This window comes from Lentisphaera marina, from assembly GCF_028745505.1.
GTDB classification, from domain to species: domain Bacteria; phylum Verrucomicrobiota; class Lentisphaeria; order Lentisphaerales; family Lentisphaeraceae; genus Lentisphaera; species Lentisphaera marina.
This window is the reverse complement of sequence record NZ_JAQZZL010000001.1, coordinates 204,243-222,759: the sequence shown is the minus strand read 5'-3', so window position 1 is coordinate 222,759 and position 18,517 is coordinate 204,243. Positions and strand designations below refer to the sequence as shown.

Below are 18,517 nucleotides of genomic sequence, written 5' to 3'. Positions count from 1 at the left end.
ATTAAGCTCTGGGGAAGAATTTTTGATGAATGTTTTGAAGGCGTGTTTTTTCCACATGTGTATAGATTTCAGTTGTAGCGATATCAGCATGGCCAAGCAATTCTTGGATGATTCTCAGGTCGGCATTATTGGCGAGTAGGTGACTGGCAAAAGAGTGGCGTAAGACGTGGGGATGAAGATTTTTACTGATCTCTGCTTTGTGAGCGGCTTCTTTGAGGAATTGCCAAACCCTAGAGCGAGTTAAAGGACGACCATTATTCGAGACAATGAGTTCTGGGGGGTTATTCTTTTTACATAATTGGGGTCGGATACTTTTGATGTACTGACGGCTCATTGCTACGACTTGAGTTCCAAAAGGAATAGAGCGTTCTTTTGAGCCCTTTCCTTTTACACGTAAGAAACCACTCTCGTAATTGAAGCTATCTGTGCGGAGTCCGCAAAGTTCACTTATGCGTAGTCCGCAAGAGTAGAGGAGCTCTATAATGAATTTATTTCGAAATTCTAAAGGAATGCTTTCATCATAAAGCTGTAAGAGTTTTTCAATTTCTTCGATGCTCAGGTAATCAGGTAGTATGCGAGATAGGCGAGCACTTTCAAGGTGTTCGCTTATATCTTTGGCGATGATCTTTTCTTGATGTAAAAAGCGAAAGAAAATCTTTAGAGTCACCAAACGCCGTGAGATGGTACTATCATTTAAATCACGGCTTTTGCAGTCTTCGCAATAATCTAAGAGATCATCTTTGCGTATAGCTTTGAGATTTTTTTTTAATTGGGTTTCTTGGAATACGGTAAAATCGTTTAAGTCGTTGATATAGGCATCAATACTGTTGGAGCTTAAACCACGTTCTAGAGAAAGATATAATTTAAACTGTGATAGCATTACTTGTATAAATTAGACCAAGAAGGTGAGCTACAATGTTTAAGCGTAGTGTTTATTTTTCTGCTTGTGTTATAGAGTGTGTCGACAATGTAAAGTTGCTTTTCTCCGCCAGTGTCACGAGTGCAGACAATGTGGCGACCATCAGGTGCCCATGAAGGATCCTCCCAGTGGCCAGCTGTTTTGCTAACGATTTTTTCAGTTCCGCTTGGATTTCTAGGGTCGCATGTTGCAATAACGTACTGACGGCCCATTTTTTTCGAGTAAACCAGTAGATTACTTGTCTTTGACCAATCGGGGCTCACTCGTTCGCTGCGGTCATTAAAGAGTGGGGCAGTGGTTAATTTTGAGGCATTCATTACGTAGAGTCGAGGAGTGCTGACTTTTCCAGCAGATGATACGCTAGATGATACGTAGCAGATTTGAGCGCCAGTGGGTGAAAATACTGGGGAACTTTCTAAGCTACTTGTTTTTGTAAGACGCCCAAGTTTGCCGATATTATTGAGGTCCATCCAGTATAAATCTACAGAGTTACCTTTTGATAGGGTCATGACAATGGCATTGCCTTTTGGCCTAAAGGCAGCACCAGTATTCATGCCGCGGTAATGGGAGAGTATACGGTGTTTATCAGTGCTAAGGTCAGTTTGGAAAATATTTGTAGAGGCTTTACCATAGACTGTGTAGACTAAGTAGCGGTTATCAGGTGACCAGCGCGGAAGTGCCGTAATACTTTTGAAATTAGTTTTCTTTCTTAAGTTGCTGCCATCGAGGTCGCAGAGGTAGATTTCTTTTTTACCATTAACACGAGCACAGAAAGCAATTTGGCTAGTGTTTAAGGCGGGCTGGGTGAACCTTTGGCTTTTGAAAAAGCGAGTGAGAACTTGGTCGACAATGAGAGCTCCCTGCCACTGACTACCGACTTTTTGTAGGTTGATGTCAAAGCTGCAATTATCAACCGCTTGATTGAGTTTATCAAAAAGTCTAACTTTTACTTTTGGGTAACCACTTATTTTAAGCTGATATTCACTTTCCATTTTATTGGAGCTGACCGTGAACCAATCTGAGTAGATTAACTTTCTTTTTATATCAGTTGATAGTTGAGGAGAAATTGAAGATGTCTCGAGGTAGAGACGTGGATTTGTAAGCTGAGCGCTTTTTGTGATATCTATCTGTGCATAAGCAAGCATAGAAAAAAAACTGAGAAGAACTGACACGAAAACTTTCATTTTTTTAAACCCTGTAAGTTGATTTGATCCGACATTGTCTAAGATTGAAGGATATTATTAGCTATGCAATCGGAAAAATACTAAAAATTAGCTTAAAGCTTGAAAAAAAGGCGACATAAAAGACATGCAAAGACAAGATCATCAAAGACAAGTTTATTTTTGGGATATGGATCACACAATTATTAATAATGATTGTGATGTTTCTTGGAAAGAGTTTTTACATGCTCGAGGTGTCGCACCTGCCAATGCTTTAGACTTAGCGGATAAATATTATCAGGATTACTTAAATAATACTTTGGATCAAGATGAGTTCATGGACTTTCAGTTGGCCGAGTTTAAAGGTAAGACTGAAGAGCAAATGCTAGAGCTATCTCATCAACATTTTAATGATGTGGTCAAGCAAAAGATTTACCCCGAGGCGGAGCGAATGATTCGTGAGCAGATGAAAGAGGGGAAGTTGCTTTGTTTAATTACGGCAACTAACTCAGTCATTGCTTATGCTCTAAAGGAATATCTAGGTTTTGAGCATTTGATTGCTAGTGGCCTCGAGATGCGTGATGGTATCTACACTGGTAAGCGTAGCGGTAAGTATTGTTTAGGTCAGGGGAAGGTTGAATTAATGCAAGACTTTTTTCTGGAAAATGGAGGGAGCCTGAATAGTTCAGCTTATTATGGCGATAGTTCTGCAGATGTTGTTATTATGGAGGCTGTGGGTAAGCCTTTTGCGGTGAATCCTGCGCCAAAACTCTTAGCAGCGGCCGAATTGAATAATTGGCCGATCCTATCTTTTAAATAGACTTACTTGAGCTTAGCTATAGAAAGAAAAGCTAGGGATTTACTAGAAAAAGCTTGGCAATGGGTTTAGTAGTTAGCTTTATAACTTTCTAATTATCAATTAAATATTCCTATGAAAGCTTTTGTTGTCAGTATTGTTTTGCACTTAGTGATCCTGCTTGTGATTTTCCTCAATGGGGGATTTGAACCTGTAGAGACTGAAGAAATTCAGGAAGTGGCGGGAGAGCAAGCAGCTCATAGCGAGCCACCTTCCCCAAAAACACTTGAAATAAAAGATTCCAAAAAACGAACTCTTAATAATCAAGAAAAAAAAGATTTGATTGTTGAAAAATTAAAAGCACAAGAGAAGCAGGCGAGTCGCATGACGCCTATCCAGAAGCATCGTGCTTTGGATAGTCAATTATCTCAATTGGAAGGGGTTGATGGAGGTGTTTTAGAGTTGATGACTTTAGAAGTTTTAAAGCTTATGGATGCGGATCCAGAACCCAAAGCTGAAGTACAGGTAGCTACGGGAAAAGTTTCAAAACAAACATTTAATCATAGTAGCAGTTTTTTTAGTGACGTCGTTCGCTGCGAGCAGGGGATAAGAGTATCAATGGAGGATAAGTTCGGGAATAAGATGTCTTATATCATTGAGAAAAAAGACATTACTGAAGATGATATGGCACTTTTAAAGCTTTATGAAAAATCAAAATCTAATAAGCATCTGAAAGTTATTTTGGATGCTTTTATTCAGCATTACCAGGCTAAGTAGATTCTTTAAGTTTAGAGTGTGCCAGAGATCTAGCTTTGTGGGATTGTTAACAATAAAAGATAATTGCCTAGTTAACGATATAGGTGCTTTATACCAATCTAAATAACATACACTGTTAGGTATACGGTGAGAAGAAAGCAAGAGCTCACAGGGTCGACTGCTTAATCATGAAATAAAAAAAGCCTTCCGTTTGGAAGGCTTTCTTGAAATAGTTGGAGAGTTGCTTACTTCTCAGCAGTCTCAGCAGTCTCAGCAGTCTCAGCAGTCTCAGCAGTCTCAGCAGTCTCAGCAGTCTCAGCAGTCTCAGCAGTCTCAGCAGTCTCAGCAGTCTCGATAACTTCCTCTACGACAGGAGCTCCTAAGATGACGTTGATTTCTTCTTGGTCGAGTTTTCCATTCTCAGTACAAGTTACTGGTACAGTAGATGAGAATAATACCTCTTCTCCTTGTTTGAGCTCAACGGCTAGGTGATAGATGTATTTCTTGTTAGCTTGCTTGTTGTGGTACTCGATAGTGTAGTCGCTTGAAGATGCGAAGTTTTCTACCTTTCTGTAGGAAACAACTTTGTCTAAGTCTTCTTTTGATTTCTTAGAAAATAAAGTTGAGATAAGAGTGAGTTCACCTTTTTTAACAGTTGCTTCTTTATCTAGGCTAGTATTACATTTGATAGTTATAACATTTCTCATATTGGCAGCTAATCTAGCATCTTCAGCAGCTTTGGCTTCGGCCGCTAATCTAGCTTCCTCGGCGGCTTTGGTCTCTTCAGCTAATCTGGCTTCCTCAGCAGCCTTAGCCTCTTTAGCAGCCTTAGCTTCTTTAGCAGCTTTGGCATCGGCATCGGCTTGAGCATTGGCAACAGCTAAAGCAGCTGCAGCGGCGATCTTAGCTTCCGCAGCAATTCTGTCGTCTTCTTCCTTTTTCGCAGCGGCAATCTTGGCTTCTTCCTCTTCTTTCGCTTTTTGTTCAGCAAGCTCTTCAGGACTAGGGCCAGGCTTTTTGTAGTGAAGGCTGCCATCTTTGACAATAGTTTCGACTGTATTAGCACCTTGATCATCTGTGTAAATAAGGGCGAAGTTAGCACGCTCGTGAAGAGGTATTTCTTCAACTTGTGTTTCTATGTCTTGTGAAAAGTCGCTAGGTCCGTTGTTTTCTGTATATATAAGAGTACGGCCCTTGAGATCGACAACTTCAGCATCACTGTAGTGTGCATTGGCGTATTCGAGTTCACCTTTAAATACAGAGCGGCCGTCTTTTAAGACTAAGCATTCACGATCAATTCTTTCTGATTTGTATTTATCTAGTATTTTACCATTTTGATAAACTTGGTATTTACTTTCAGTTGCCTGTTCTTCTTGTTTTGAACTAGTACATGAAAATAAAAAAAGAAAAAGGATTGAGCCGATTAGGCTTAAAGGCTTAAGATTCATTAAAGGAGCTCCTATTGCATTATAAAGTTTTCTCTAAGGTAGTTGATTAAGTGAATTGCAAGAAGCACTCAATTTGAAATAAATACAAAAAAGTAGCGATTCTTAGGCTTAAAAAGGGTGGTTGACTGTGTGTAGGGTCGTTTTTTACTGATTTAGGCCAATGATGGGGTCTTTGACTCCCTTAGTAAATGACTTCAAAAAATGAGGGAAAATCTTGCTGGAATCGGCAAGAATGAAAAAAAACTAAAAAAATGTATTTTTTAACTGGATTTTTCCTTAGATAACTACATTTTCTGTGACCGCAACGCACGAGTGGCGGAATTGGCAGACGCGCTGGATTTAGGTTCCAGTACCTATGGTGTGTGGGTTCGACTCCCACCTCGTGTACTTTAAGGCCGAGCTTCATTTGAAGCTCGGCCTTTTTTATTTCTCAGAGCTATCTATGGCGATTTTAGTCAAAGTGAGATGTGCGGATTTTGTTATCTCATATCCATGTGTATTAGTTATACTAATTATAATGAAATTTATTGAGATAAGGGTACCTGGGTAAAATGAATTTAAATGAAAAAGTGTAGAAATTACAGTTTCACGTCAATGGATGAGTTGGATGCTCGATCATAAATGTAGTTTTGCTTTCAGTACTTATTAGGCTGAAAAGCCTTTTTTTGTGGGAGCGAATAGCGATGCTAAACTGGCAGTTTTTGAAAGAATCTTTAATCGAGTTATGGGGCTTTGTACAGATAAGAGTGAACCTTTATGCCTAAGTTCATTGTGGCAGTTTGATAGTATTTTAGAAAAAGGACAAGTTCACCAGAAAAAATATGATAAGTTTTATTTACCGACCCGATGATGGACAACCGGTGACTTAGACATACATGATATGGCAGTGGGAGTTGTGCCGTTGTTTAGTACTAAGGTACACTTATTTTTTGAAATACGATATTAAATCAAACTGATTTTCACTTTTTTCTCGATTTACGTTGCGCGTCACTAAAGGCCCGCATGTGTTACTCTCTATAGAGAGTGCGTTATTTGTTATAAATAAATATTGCTGTCTTATGATAAGAAGGCCGACTAACTAACGATATTATAGATATAAATGTAGATTTCTGAACAAAGTCTTTTCGGCTTTCTTGGGATCATCATTCACTTTTAAGAGTTTAGATATTAGCCATAAGGATTGAGATGAAAAATAAATCATGTGCTCTAGCAGTATATACACAATTAATTAAATTGACCATTTTGGGTGGTGCAATAGCTTCCGTCAAGCTCAATGCTAGTCAACAAGATATTTATGATGCCCGAATTAAAGGCAAGGAGATTTTAACGCCGAAAGCATCTCCTAAGCCAAAAATTACTAGTACTGCTATATTTGGTGTGCGACCTGGTAATCCCATTCGTTTTCGTGTGTCGGCTACTGGAGAAAAGCCTATTGAGTATTCTGCTCAGGGTTTACCTGAGGGGGTGACTATTGATGAAAAAAGCGGCTGGATCAACGGTCTTGCTCCCGGAGTAAAGGGAGATGTGGTACTGACCTTAAGCGCAACCAATATCAAAGGAAAGGATAAACGCAAGTTTATTCTGCGCGTGGGTGATACTATTTGTCTGACACCGCCCATGGGTTGGAACAGCTGGTACGTACATTCCGAGGGGGTCAGTGATAAGGCTATCCGGGAAATCGCTTCCTCAATGGAGGAAAAAGGGCTGGCTGACTATGGCTGGACATATGTGAATATCGACGATTGTTGGATGGGCGAACGTGATCCAAACACGCAAGCCATCCAGCCAAATGGTAAATTTGGTGATATGAAGCAACTGGTTGCTTTTGTTAACGAAAAAGGATTTAAGCTTGGTCTTTATTCGACACCATGGATGTCAACCTATGCAGGTTATATTGGCGGATCGTCACCAAATAAAGAAGGTGATTATTCAGAGTTTTATTTATCGGAAATTCAACGCCAGAATCCCTATCAGGTTTTCGGACGATACCCACATGGCATTGTAAAAAACCTTTGTAAAGTCGGAGATGTATGGTTGGTAGGTCGTGACGCACAACAATTTGCCGATTGGGGTATTGATTACGTGAAATATGACTGGAAGGAATGGACTTTGGAGAAAAATGAAAAAGAACTTGCACATATCCTTAAGAAAAAGCCACATTTGGGAGAGAATGCACTAAAAGGTTATTGGCCTTCGAAAAAAAAATCAATTAAAACTCCCGAGTCAGGAATCACAAAGCGGGTGCATGATAATTTTTACGAACTTGAGCGTGATATTATTTTAAGTCTTTCTCCTAAACATGAAGATCTTGAAGATACTTTTGTTTCCAAATATTGTAATTTGTGGCGCCTTACCGGTGATATTCATGCTGATTGGAAGATGATGATCGCTCCCTTTCAAATGGAGAAGCGTTTGTCTTTGACGCGTCCTGGTCACTATGGAGATCTCGACATGCTGCAGATTGGACCACTTGGTAAGCCGAATCGCGCGGAGGTAGTGTTCAAACCTTCTCCCTTGACGGCTTCTGAGCAGTATCACCAGGTAAGCTTATGGTGTATCCTCACTCAGCCCTTATTATTATCCTGTGACATAACAAGTATGGATGAATTTGACATTAACCTTGTCACCAATGACGAAGTTCTAGCGGTAAATCAGGATCCACTTTGTAAGCAAGGTTATAGAATTAGTAATCAGAAAGGCAGTTATGAAATCTGGGCTAAGGACCTTGCTGGCGGTGATAAGGCCGTTGCATTGTTCAATATTTCAGAAAAGGATCAAATACTCACTTTTTCTGCAGAAGATTTAGGTATGAGCGGTAAGCTTCGCGATCTCTGGCGACAGAGAGATATTGGTATCTTGGACCAATCTTTTTCTTCAATTGTCAGCAGCCATGGCGTATTATTTTTAAAGATATCTCAAGAGCGTAATTCTCAATAGTTAATACTCCCGCCTTGGGTTGACTAATCCTATTTTCAATAGGCAGGGCGGGAAAACTTTGTTACAAAGAGTTAGTTTGCGTAAACAGAGTGGAGGATGGTTGAAAGTATGAGCTGTATATTGTATCTATTAACTAGGGAGGTGGAAGATATGATATTATGGAAAAAAAGAAATTTTTGGTTATGATTGCAGCTTAGGTGCCAATCATAATTTAATTTTTTATTGAAAAATGCTAAAATTTATGGTTGATTATCGTAATAAATATCGGTATTAAAACTTATGAAAAAACATACAGAGACAGTGTTGGGTGAGCTCAATCCAAAACTCCTTCCGTTCTATGATGACGAAGCGGAAGATTATGATAGTAAGGTTCTTTTTCCAATTCAAGCGAAATTACTGGAGAGACTCCATTTTGAAGAGTTAGAAAAATTTGATCACGGTGGAGAAAAGAATATTTTCAGAGCATTTGATTTTAATGCTGACCGCCATGTAGCACTTGCTCGTCCAATTGCAGACAATCAAGAGGCCTATGAACGCTTCTTAAGAGAAGCTCGTATTACGGCTAATTTACACCATCCGAATATTATTCCTGTTTTTAATATTGAACTTGATAAAGATGATAAGCCTTTTTTTACTATGGAGTTACTCAGAGGGAACAGTTTAGAAAAGCTCATAATAGCTTATCATAAATGCCAAGAGCCAAGTGTGGAGCTCGTTGATTTATTGGATGTTTTGGTCAAGGTTTGTGACGCAGTAGCATATGCCCATTCACGTCAAACTCTACATTTAGATATTAAACCCAGTAATATTCAAGTGGGAGCTTTTGGCGATGTTCTACTTATCGATTGGGGCTTAGCTAAGATAATTAATAATACCGATGATGAGCTGTATCTAGATCAATTCTCTCTTAATTGTAATTTGCTTAACGATATGACACGTACAGGCTCACTAAAAGGTACTCCAGGGTTCATGGCACCTGAACAAGCAGGGCTTAGTCAAGAAAAAAATGAACAAACTGATATTTATGCTTTGGGAGCAGTGCTTTTTTATATACTAAGCGGGAAGACCCATATTCAGGCGGCTACACCTCAGGAAGTACTCTTTAAAACTCGAAAAGGAATTATAGCTAAATTAGAGTCAACTGAAAAAATCATTCCCGAGAGCCTTGAAGCGGTGTGTCTCAAGGCTCTTAGCCTCAAGCAGGACCAACGCTATGAGTCGGCCATTGATTTTCGAGACGATATTCAAGCTTATTTACGTGGCTATGCAACTAAAGCTGAACATGCTCATTTAGGAAAGCAAGTCCAACTTATTTATAAAAGAAATAAACGCCTTTGTCAAAGTGCTATCACTTTTACCTTTGCGACGATAGTACTGACTTTACTATTTATTACAGCACTCCAAAACCGTGCTACTCAAGAACGTTTAGCTAAAGAACGAGCTGAAAAGTCACTTACTCTTTATAAAAAAGAAAAGTTAAATCGTGAACTTATGGTGAATGAAGTTGACCAGACAATCGCGGCCTTTAAGAAAAATCTAATTGCTTACAAAGATGTTGATGAACACTTTTCCCGACTCCTTGTGGGTACGGCTATTTCCAACAGTCGTAAATATGATTTTGAAATGGCACTTGCTTTGTGTGATCTTGCCATCCGTGAAAATCCTAAAAATGTAAATGCTTGGGCCGAAAAGGCATTTGTTCACATGATTAAGCAGGAGTTTACACAGGCTGATTTTGCTTTTGCTGAATGTGCTGACGAAGCCCCGCACGTCTTCGTTATTACCCGTCTCAATACAAAATATAAAAAAATCAAACCTGATGATAGTAAACTTCTTACGATTGAACAAACCGTTCAACTGGCTAAAGAACTGCCGCGGCATCGAAGATGGCTGAAAATGTATATACTCATTCGTCATGGACAAGTTAGTACACCTGAAGAGCACAGTCAACTCGTACGGGAATACGTCCTTCTTGCCAACTCTGACATGAAAAGCCAGGATCTTAATTTCATTTTTACCAAATCTGAACAAGGGCCGACTTTGTCTCTTGCTTATAGTAATGGTTTAGCAACGGTCAAACAGTTGGCCACCAATCAATTTATTAATCACTCTATTTTGGATACACTAGCCCCCAAAGTTCTCAACCTTAGTCATACGGATTTTTCTAATATCCATGAACTCAGTGAGCTTAAACTGGATATTTTGGATATCAGCCACACAAAAGTTAATGAGCTGTGGAGCCTTAAGAAATTCAAGCAAAAACCTAAGCAATTAATCATTCACAAGGGCCAAATTAAAGAGCTCAAAAAATATCCTATAGAGGGCATAAGCATTATCTTTACCGATTAATTTTCCTATTCAGCTCTTTAGCTTACTTAAAACTAGCTCTAATAATTTGTTTTGAATGAAACCCAATCTTCATAAGTACTTCATAGATTGTTATGTCTTTTTTGTTTGCGAGACATTAGTTCATTAATAATGATGATCTTATGGGATATCTTGGCTTTTTTAAATTTTATATAGTATCTGCTAAGTTAAGTAGCTGTGAATAACTTTAAATTATTGGAAATAAATTCTGTTGTCAATTTTCTGTGTGATGTTTCGCGCGTTTGTCTTTTTTTGCTTATGCAAAATAAGACGAGCTCAATCTTTTCGCAAATTCTAGTTTTAGCCTTTTTCAGAATTTCATTCATCGAGTCTCGTCTTCCTTACGTAGCTTTGTATAGTTGACATCCATGACATGATATGGGACAGGTGATTATAGCTCTACCAGGCCGGATTGGGTAAGCCGGAATCCCAAATAGTGCCACGGTATTCTCCGTCATTTGAATTTTCAGATTTTACAGTTTTTAGAGTCGAGAAGAAACTCATACTGCGAACTGATGTGTCCCCCATGAGATAATTGCCACCAGCTTTCTTGTCGTGATGGAAAAAATTATTATAAACGGCTGCGGGGTCTAGGTTACTGACCCCCCCGAACACACCAGCAGACCCTGGGCTTTTTACTGAATTACCACCTTTACCTACTTTGTTCCATTGGTAAGTGAATTCCCAGAGAACAATTGTATTCGAGGCTTCGTTCACCTGCGAGCCCTTCATAGCGAAACTTCCATCCTTATCTTGAACAAGGCCGACCGCTAAGGGCGAAAATTTAAATGCTTGAGAAATTACATAGGTTCTTCGCATATAGGCGGGGTCATTCGCAGGGACAGTATCCAGAGGGCATTTATATTGTTTTGTCATGAAAGGAGCATCCGTGCCATGGATTTTTTTTATTTGTGCTTCTGTCATGTTGCGGCCATCATAGTCTGCAAGCTGGTCATCATAACTAACCTCTGTGTCAAAAGCCCCCGCTCCAGGGTAGAAGCCTTGGTTATCATGTTGATACATAGTTATAGTATAACCGGCTTGTTTGAGTTTGTGTGCACAAACTTGAACAAGACTTTTTTTGCGTGCGGCACCTAGAGCAGGAAGAAGTAAACTGGCCAAAATACTTATGATACCAATGACTATTAAAATTTCGACAAGTGTAATATGTTTATAGATTTTTGTCATTTTTTCACCTTACTTATGTTAATAACTTTATAAGTTAATCGAGCTACAAACAAATACCTTATCACACAATAATGACAAAAATAAAAAAAGGAGTGAAGCTTGATTCTACGACTTTAAATCATCTCTACGCTTAAATAGGTTTTTCTAAAAAGGTTTTAGTAAAGACCAAGTTGTTTTGGGAGTAAGTTGTCCCATTATTAATGTCAGCGTACAAATGGATGTATGATTAGCCATCTAGTAGGCTTTCAAAGTCTAGTCAGATTGTGTGTTTAGGTACTGCTTTTGATTGGAAGATAAAGTTGCTTGTGTGATTCACAAATTTTCCATAAGCCATTTATTTTTAGGGTTAATAACTGCGTATCCTAATGATTTATTACTAGTGAAAAACAATGAGGATATGTAAGTTCCACTCAAGTATATATTGGATTTAGGAATAATGAATTTAAGATACTTTAATTTAACTTCAGTTGAGTAACTCGGAAGTAAAGGATATAGAAAAGATGCTGAGAAGTAAGGTTATATTACTAATCTTCATAAAATGTGAGTTTTTTATTATGTGGTTTGATACGACCTTTAAAGAAAATGGGTAATAGCCCCTTGTTTGCTTAACTATTACCACGTGCTCTAAGCATTAATTAATCTCCGTTTGTGCTTATTGGAAATGCCTTGGTGTTTTGAGTTATAAGCATGAAGAACTATATTGTTTCAAGAAATTGACCAAAGAGGTAAGTGGTAAATGACCAAAAATTACAATACACGAATTACTTTGCTTCAACGCGCTATGAATCAAGATGATGAACAAGCTTGGCGGGAATTTATCGATGTTTATAAAAATTATATTTATGTGATTATTCGAAAAATGCAGGTTGCAGAATCAGCTCGTGAAGATCTTCTTCAGCAGGTCTTAGTAAAACTTTGGCAAAAGTTACCTTCATTTGAATACGATAAAAATAGAGCAAAATTTCGCACTTGGATTGGCTCAGTTACACGTAATACAGTGGTTGAACACATTCGTAAACAAGTCAGTATGGACAAAAAGCATGAGTCCGCCGCCAATGAAAAGGCTTTATCATATTTAAATTCGATAACTCAACCAGAGATTGAGCAAATGGCTGAGCATGAGTGGAGACTCTATCTTACCAATTTAGCAATGGCTAAGGTAAAGGTTTTTTTCAGTGGTAAGGCCTTGCAGGCTTTTAATATGAGTATTGAAGGTGTTGACAATGAAGAGATTGCCGAGCAGCTAGATCTCACAATTGGTTCAGTTTACCTTTTAAAGAGCCGGGTGAAAAAACGGCTTAGAGATGAGATAAAGCATTTGCGTGATGAGCTTGAGTAGTTTTTGCGCCCGATTTGCTTCAAGTTCAATGCGTTTATAAACAATATTAGTTTACTAGTCCCCTATGAATGGTTAGAAACCTATTGATGCTTGACTGAATTTAGCAAGAGTGTTTTGTGACAAGCTGACAGTTTATTGAAATTAGGTGAAATGCATAGCTGATTTTTCTTACTAAAACGCGCTGTATCGATGACCACTGAAACTTTATTCAAACTTAACTACTATTTATCATATAGTGATTTAAGAAAAAATTATACTTACATTATTTATTTCAAGGGCTCAGTTAATGGGATGTTTTTCCTTTATTTTAAAGAAGTTTTGTCTAACGCATCTTTAGGGATCGTGACCAAAACCTTAACCCCACTATTTACTGCAATGAGGATATGTTTTTTTTTAGGTGAAATACGCTCTAAGGCTTTTTTCGTGATAAGAAGGCCTTTTCCCTTTCGATTAGATTATTGATTTCGAACTAAATAATAAAAAAGAGAATACCACATATGAACAAAATCCTACTACTCATCTTCAGTTTTTTTATATCATATTCGTCCTTAGCGAAAGATAAACCCAACGTCCTTTTTATTTCTATTGATGATTTGCGTCCGGAATTAAACTGTTATGGTAAGAAGGGGCTTATAACCCCAAATATTGATGAATTTGCCAAGTCAGCAATTAGTTTCACTAATGCCTACACCCAGTTTGCTGTTTGCGGACCTTCACGGGCTGCGGTCATGACTTCTATACGACCTCATCGTTCTAAAATCCTGGGTAATGCACAAGCAAAAAAAATGCGTGATTATATTGGTGATGCATTAACGATTCCTCAATATTTTACTCAAAATGGATATTACAGTGTTGGTTACGGAAAGGTATACCACTATTACAAGATTGATGAAAAAGAATCTTGGGATGAGTGTTTTGGCTTGCATTGGGATAAATATGCCGATAAAAAAAACCGAGATACTGTTAGAAGGCGTAGCCGTGAGGCACGAGAAAAAGGCTTAGTTGGTGTGCCTCTCTTTAACGCAACAAGAGGGCCTTCTGCAGAAGCTGTAGCGGGACCAGATAACGTTTACAATGATGGTAAGCTTGCAGAAAAAGCTGTTGAAAAACTCCGTGTTCTTAGTCAGCAAGAAGCCCCCTTCTTCTTTGCTGTTGGCTTTAGTAAACCACACTTGCCATTCACGGCGCCACAAAAATACTGGGATTTGTATGACCCTTCAAAGATTCATTTAGCCAGTAACAATTACCCTGCAAAACATGCTCCCCCTTATTCTACCTCAAACTGGAAAGAACTGCGTGCTTACACCGATATTCCAAATGAGGGTCCTGTTGAAAGTAGTATAGCTCAAAAACTTATTCACGGCTATCGTGCCTCAGTCAGCTATGTGGACGCTCAGGTTGGCAAAGTTCTTAATGAATTAAATGCTTTGGGTTTAACAGAAAATACTATCGTTGTTATTTGGTCAGATCACGGCTGGAAGCTTGGTGAGCACGGAGCTTGGAGTAAGCACTCCAATAGCGAGATTGATACAAAATCAGTTTTGATGATTAAATATCCGCAAGTAAATACAAAATCGGTAAAATGCAGTGAACTTGTTGAGTTGATCGATATATACCCCACACTAACTGATTTAGCGGGTTTACCAAAACCTAAAAATATAGATGGAGTCTCTTTGAAGCCACTATTGAAAAAACCCGAATTAAATATAAAAGCCGCTGCATATAGTCAATACCCACGCAGTCATGGTGAAACAAAAATGGGTGAACTTATGGGCTATACTGTTCGTACCGACCGTTACCGCTTGGTTAAGTGGGTTAAAGAAAAAAACATTAGAGAACCAAAAATAGTTGCTGTGGAGCTTTACGACCATAAAATTGACCCTGATGAGAATAATAACATTGCCAATAACCCAGAAACAGAAGCAATTATCACTAAATTGCTCAAGCTGCTAACTTCAAACATCCAGTAAAACTGAGCGGTGTCGAGAAATTTAAAACCTTGAAAAATAGCCGTCGAGGATAAAGAGAAAGTCCCCAAATTATTAAAAATAATTATTTATCGTGATAAGAAGGTCTTTTCCCTTTCGATTATATTTTTGAACTTTATTTATAAGCAAGGAAATGCCAAACATGAACAAAATATTACTCCTCGTTGCCTGTTTTTTTATATCATATTCGTCTTTCGCGAATGATAAGCCCAATGTCCTCTTTATTGCTGTCGATGATTATCGTGATTGGGCGGGTACGTATAATGCTCAAAGCGGTATTAAGACTCCTAATATAGATGCGCTGGGGAATCGCGGCATGACTTTTTTAAATGCTCATTGCAATGCCCCTATTTGCGGGCCTTCAAGAGCCAGCTTGTTATCAGGTCTCCGACCATCTAGTACAGGAGTCTATGGGTTCCAGTCGTGGAAAGATCAAGCTACAGGGAAAGTTGAAACTTTATTCGGGCATTTCCAAAAAAATGGATATGCGACTTATGGTGGAGGTAAACTGCACCATGGCAAAGCGAGTGTGGGTAATAACGGCCCTCTAGCTCGTGACTGGAACGAATACTATCCATCGATTAAAGAGGTCTATCCCCGACCAGTATCTAAAGTAGTAAGAGATGATTTGATTTTTGAAAAATCGTACGTCAAATGGTTCTCTACCAATGCAACTAATGATTTTCAGGACCTTGATGGTCAAACTGCAGAGTGGGCAGTTGGAAAACTCAAATTATTAGGTGAGGAAAAATCTGAACAGCCCTTTTTTCTAGCGGTCGGTTTTAAGAAGCCGCACTTACCTTGGATTGCACCGCGTAAATATTTCGACATGTATGATCCGGCTAAAATTAAAGTTCCTAATTTTGAGACACAGAGTATAAAAGGGCTTTCCAGGGCGGGTATTATTCATCTAAAATATCAAATACACGAGCAGCTTAAATACTATGAAAAAACCAGGGAGGCGGTTAGAGCTTATATGGCATGTGTTTCATATATAGATGCTTTAGTTGGTCATGTGATGTTAGCTCTAGATGAATCAGGCCTGGCCGAAAATACAGTGGTGGTTCTTTGCTCTGATCATGGTTTTCACTTAGGGGAAAAAGGTCACTGGGGTAAAGTTACCCTGTATGAGCAATCAACACGTGTTCCATTGATTGTGTATGATCCCCGGATGAAATATACTGCTCATCAAAGTAATTCTCCAGTGGAGCTTCTGGATATTTATCCGACGCTGGTAGAACTGTGTGTGGTAGATAAACCTGCGCATCAACTAGAAGGATTGAGCTTGGTGTCACAGATGAAAAACCCAGAGCAAACCAGAAGGCCGGCGGTCACTACTCATGGCCGGAATTCTCATGCTATCACTTCTGAAGATTATCATTACATTCGCTATTTTGATGGCTCCGAGGAGCTTTTTGATCGTAAGAAAGATCCAGACGGTATAAATAATATTTCTGATGAGGAATTCAGCGAAACGATTAAATCAGAACTGCGGCAGTATATCCCGAACACTAATGCCCCAAATACCTTGCCATGTGAGAACCCTAGATATTGGAGAGTGGACTACCCTAATGTAGAAAAGTTAATGCATTTTAGGAAGCAATTTTATAAACGTGACCTAGACAGTTTTTTTGCTGAAAAAGAAAAATAGAAATCAAAGTAAATCTTAACGAAATTATTAACATAATGAAAAAAAATATGAAATATCTCAAATGTAATTTTAGCTTAATACTCAGCTTTATTTTCTTGTCGATGGGACTGCAGGCTGGCGAACAATCGGCGAAAGCCGATGATATGAAGACGCGCTATAATTCTACAAGTGAGTGGCGTGAGGAAGAAGATACAATCGAAGGGTGGGATTGGTCACTACCTAAGTGGGTCAAGCCCTCAGCGAAGGGCTTTATGCGCCCAGATATTTGGACTTTAAAAGAGAATCAGGTGTTCAATTTTCAAGGAAATCATTTAACGGAGGTTGTAGTAAGCTGGAGGGAGCTTGAACCAATAGAAGGGAAGTACAGATTTGATGTTTTGGAAAGAAGGATATCTAAAGCTTTAACAAAAAATCCTAACACTACTCTGCTTATCTTTATTTACGGATCTTTATGGAAACAACATTTCAAAAACGGTCAAATTAAACAAGGGAATGTACCAGAATGGATGGCTAAATATCCATGGTTTAAAACCAAGGTATATAACTGGCAAAATACAACGCCTTTATTCAGATTGGAAAATGCGGAAATTTATGTACCAGAATTCAATCAGCGCTATATGAAATTACTTAGAAGCCTGGGGCACACAGGACTTCTCAAAAATCAGCATATTGGACCTGTCTTTATTAAGGGAGTTTCTGGGTCCTTAGGTGAAGAGCATGGAGAACCGAGTCCGACCAGTGAGAACTATAAGATCTGGCTGGAGCGACTGGATGCTTGGTTTGATATGATGGGAGATGATAAGCACAAGTTAGTTGGAGGTACTACAGAGTTGCCGTGGGCTGATGTTATTTCTAAAAAAGGTGGTGGTACGCGTTCTGGTTTTGCAGAGATGTACCTCCTTCGTATGGAAGATGAAACTCTTGGCCAGTATCTAGATGAAGAAGGTTATTTATGCGTAGATGAAAGTGTGCCTATCATCGCTGAGGGACGCTATTCGGGAGATGATAATGAAGAATACATTGTAGGGAAACACGAGAGCCGTTTTGGACCTTCATACCATTGGCCTCACCGTTATCATGAAGCTAGTTTAAGGATTTTGCAAATGCGCCGTAATTTTGTGATGCGTTATAATGTCAGTATGAACCTAAATATGGCGAATTATGTCTCTCTTGCACTAGGTCGCACCGTGGAAGATACACCGGATATTTGGTGTTATCTACGTAAGAGCTACCTTGGCGATGAAAAAGAGAAAAATGAACCCAAAGCTACACGTCATTATGAGCGCTGGTTGTATAACCGTGATTCTCCAGGACATACGCCCATTTATAGCGAAAAAATCAAAATCCCTAAAAAACCAACCCTTTGGCGTGCGTGGTCTAGAAACCGTCACCCAGATCATTACTACGATTATACTGCACGTAAAACAGATATAGCTTCTGGCAATCCCGCCATCTCTTTTGATGTAGATAATCGTTGGCTTTCTAGTTCTCAAACAGTATATATAAAAATCACCTACACTGACCGTGGTAAAGGCAAAATACAACTCGAGTATAAAGACTTACAGGACAAGTTGCATACACGTTTCGTCGATTGTAGCGACTCGGGATTCATTCGCACGGCAACTTTCAAAGTTGAAAATATAAACTTTAATAATCAACTTGGCAGTGGTGACAATAAAATTGATTTTCGTATCCTTGCTTTAGGTGAAGATGTGACGATCAACTTTGTCCGCCTAGTGAAAGCCATTCAGTAAAAAATATAAAATTTATTCTGGTGTAATATATGCATAAAATTTTTTATTTGGCGTAATGCTAATGTCTGTTTTTGTACAGGGAGAAGAACGAATACACGTATCCTTCTCGGGATGGTGGTTTAAAGGGTTTTTTTATAGAGTAGGGTACTATATCAGATTGCCCTACAGATTGTTTGATGTAGTTAATGAATATTGTAGGAGAAAGACGCGCTGG

The 18,517-nt window shown here is 38.8% G+C and carries 12 protein-coding genes and 1 tRNA gene; 9 read left to right on the top strand and 4 right to left on the bottom strand.

The genetic code is table 11. From position 1 onward, the window contains the following. Position 1 precedes the first annotated feature (1 nt). A complete protein-coding gene (gene xerD, locus PQO01_RS00980; RefSeq protein ID WP_274312176.1) occupies positions 2-880 on the bottom strand; it encodes a site-specific tyrosine recombinase XerD in 879 nt (292 codons plus the stop codon). After that, the gene (locus PQO01_RS00975) at positions 880-2,103 is read right to left on the bottom strand and encodes a hypothetical protein (protein WP_274312175.1); all 1,224 of its coding nucleotides are present in this window, start codon (positions 2,101-2,103) and stop codon (positions 880-882) included. Before PQO01_RS00975 ends, xerD begins: the two co-directional genes overlap by 1 nt. A 124-nt stretch (positions 2,104-2,227) precedes the next feature. Between PQO01_RS00975 and PQO01_RS00970 the strand changes: the two genes are divergently transcribed. Together PQO01_RS00970 and PQO01_RS00965 are read left to right on the top strand one after the other, a co-directional pair. Further along, entirely contained in the window at positions 2,228-2,899 is a 672-nt protein-coding gene (locus PQO01_RS00970; RefSeq protein WP_274312174.1) for an HAD family hydrolase, read from the top strand. 111 nt (positions 2,900-3,010) lie between these two features. Further along, positions 3,011-3,652 (top strand): hypothetical protein, encoded by a 642-nt coding sequence (locus tag PQO01_RS00965; protein ID WP_274312173.1) that lies wholly within the window; start codon positions 3,011-3,013, stop codon positions 3,650-3,652. A gap of 224 nt (positions 3,653-3,876) precedes the next feature. Here PQO01_RS00965 and PQO01_RS00960 read toward each other — a convergent pair whose 3' ends face one another. Then, entirely contained in the window at positions 3,877-5,079 is a 1,203-nt protein-coding gene (locus PQO01_RS00960; protein ID WP_274312172.1) for a hypothetical protein, read from the bottom strand. Positions 5,080-5,385: 306 nt separating this feature from the next. On the opposite strand from PQO01_RS00960, the gene PQO01_RS00955 reads away from it, so the two are divergent. The 3 genes from PQO01_RS00955 to PQO01_RS00945 all read left to right on the top strand — a co-directional run bounded on the left by PQO01_RS00955 (position 5,386) and on the right by PQO01_RS00945 (position 10,365). Next, positions 5,386-5,466, top strand: a tRNA-Leu gene (locus PQO01_RS00955). Between the two features lie 798 nt (positions 5,467-6,264). Then, positions 6,265-8,016, top strand: a complete 1,752-nt coding sequence (locus tag PQO01_RS00950; RefSeq protein ID WP_274312171.1) for a glycoside hydrolase family 27 protein — start codon at positions 6,265-6,267, stop codon at positions 8,014-8,016. A 279-nt stretch (positions 8,017-8,295) separates the two neighbouring features. Further along, positions 8,296-10,365, top strand: coding sequence for a serine/threonine-protein kinase (locus PQO01_RS00945; RefSeq protein WP_274312170.1), 2,070 nt, complete (start codon positions 8,296-8,298; stop codon positions 10,363-10,365). A 417-nt stretch (positions 10,366-10,782) separates the two neighbouring features. Here the strand turns inward: PQO01_RS00945 and PQO01_RS00940 are convergent, their stop codons facing one another. Beyond that, the gene (locus PQO01_RS00940) at positions 10,783-11,571 is read right to left on the bottom strand and encodes a hypothetical protein (RefSeq protein WP_274312169.1); all 789 of its coding nucleotides are present in this window, start codon (positions 11,569-11,571) and stop codon (positions 10,783-10,785) included. Positions 11,572-12,307: 736 nt separating this feature from the next. Between PQO01_RS00940 and PQO01_RS00935 the strand changes: the two genes are divergently transcribed. The 4 genes from PQO01_RS00935 to PQO01_RS00920 all read left to right on the top strand — a co-directional run bounded on the left by PQO01_RS00935 (position 12,308) and on the right by PQO01_RS00920 (position 18,303). Beyond that, positions 12,308-12,910: an RNA polymerase sigma factor gene (locus tag PQO01_RS00935; protein ID WP_274312168.1), complete on the top strand. Its 603-nt coding sequence runs from the start codon at positions 12,308-12,310 to the stop codon at positions 12,908-12,910. Between the two features lie 497 nt (positions 12,911-13,407). Further along, positions 13,408-14,880 (top strand): sulfatase, encoded by a 1,473-nt coding sequence (locus PQO01_RS00930; RefSeq protein WP_274312167.1) that lies wholly within the window; start codon positions 13,408-13,410, stop codon positions 14,878-14,880. A gap of 160 nt (positions 14,881-15,040) precedes the next feature. Beyond that, positions 15,041-16,549: a sulfatase gene (locus PQO01_RS00925; protein ID WP_274312166.1), complete on the top strand. Its 1,509-nt coding sequence runs from the start codon at positions 15,041-15,043 to the stop codon at positions 16,547-16,549. 47 nt (positions 16,550-16,596) lie between these two features. Next, positions 16,597-18,303: a hypothetical protein gene (locus PQO01_RS00920; RefSeq protein WP_274312165.1), complete on the top strand. Its 1,707-nt coding sequence runs from the start codon at positions 16,597-16,599 to the stop codon at positions 18,301-18,303. Positions 18,304-18,517: the final 214 nt, after the last annotated feature.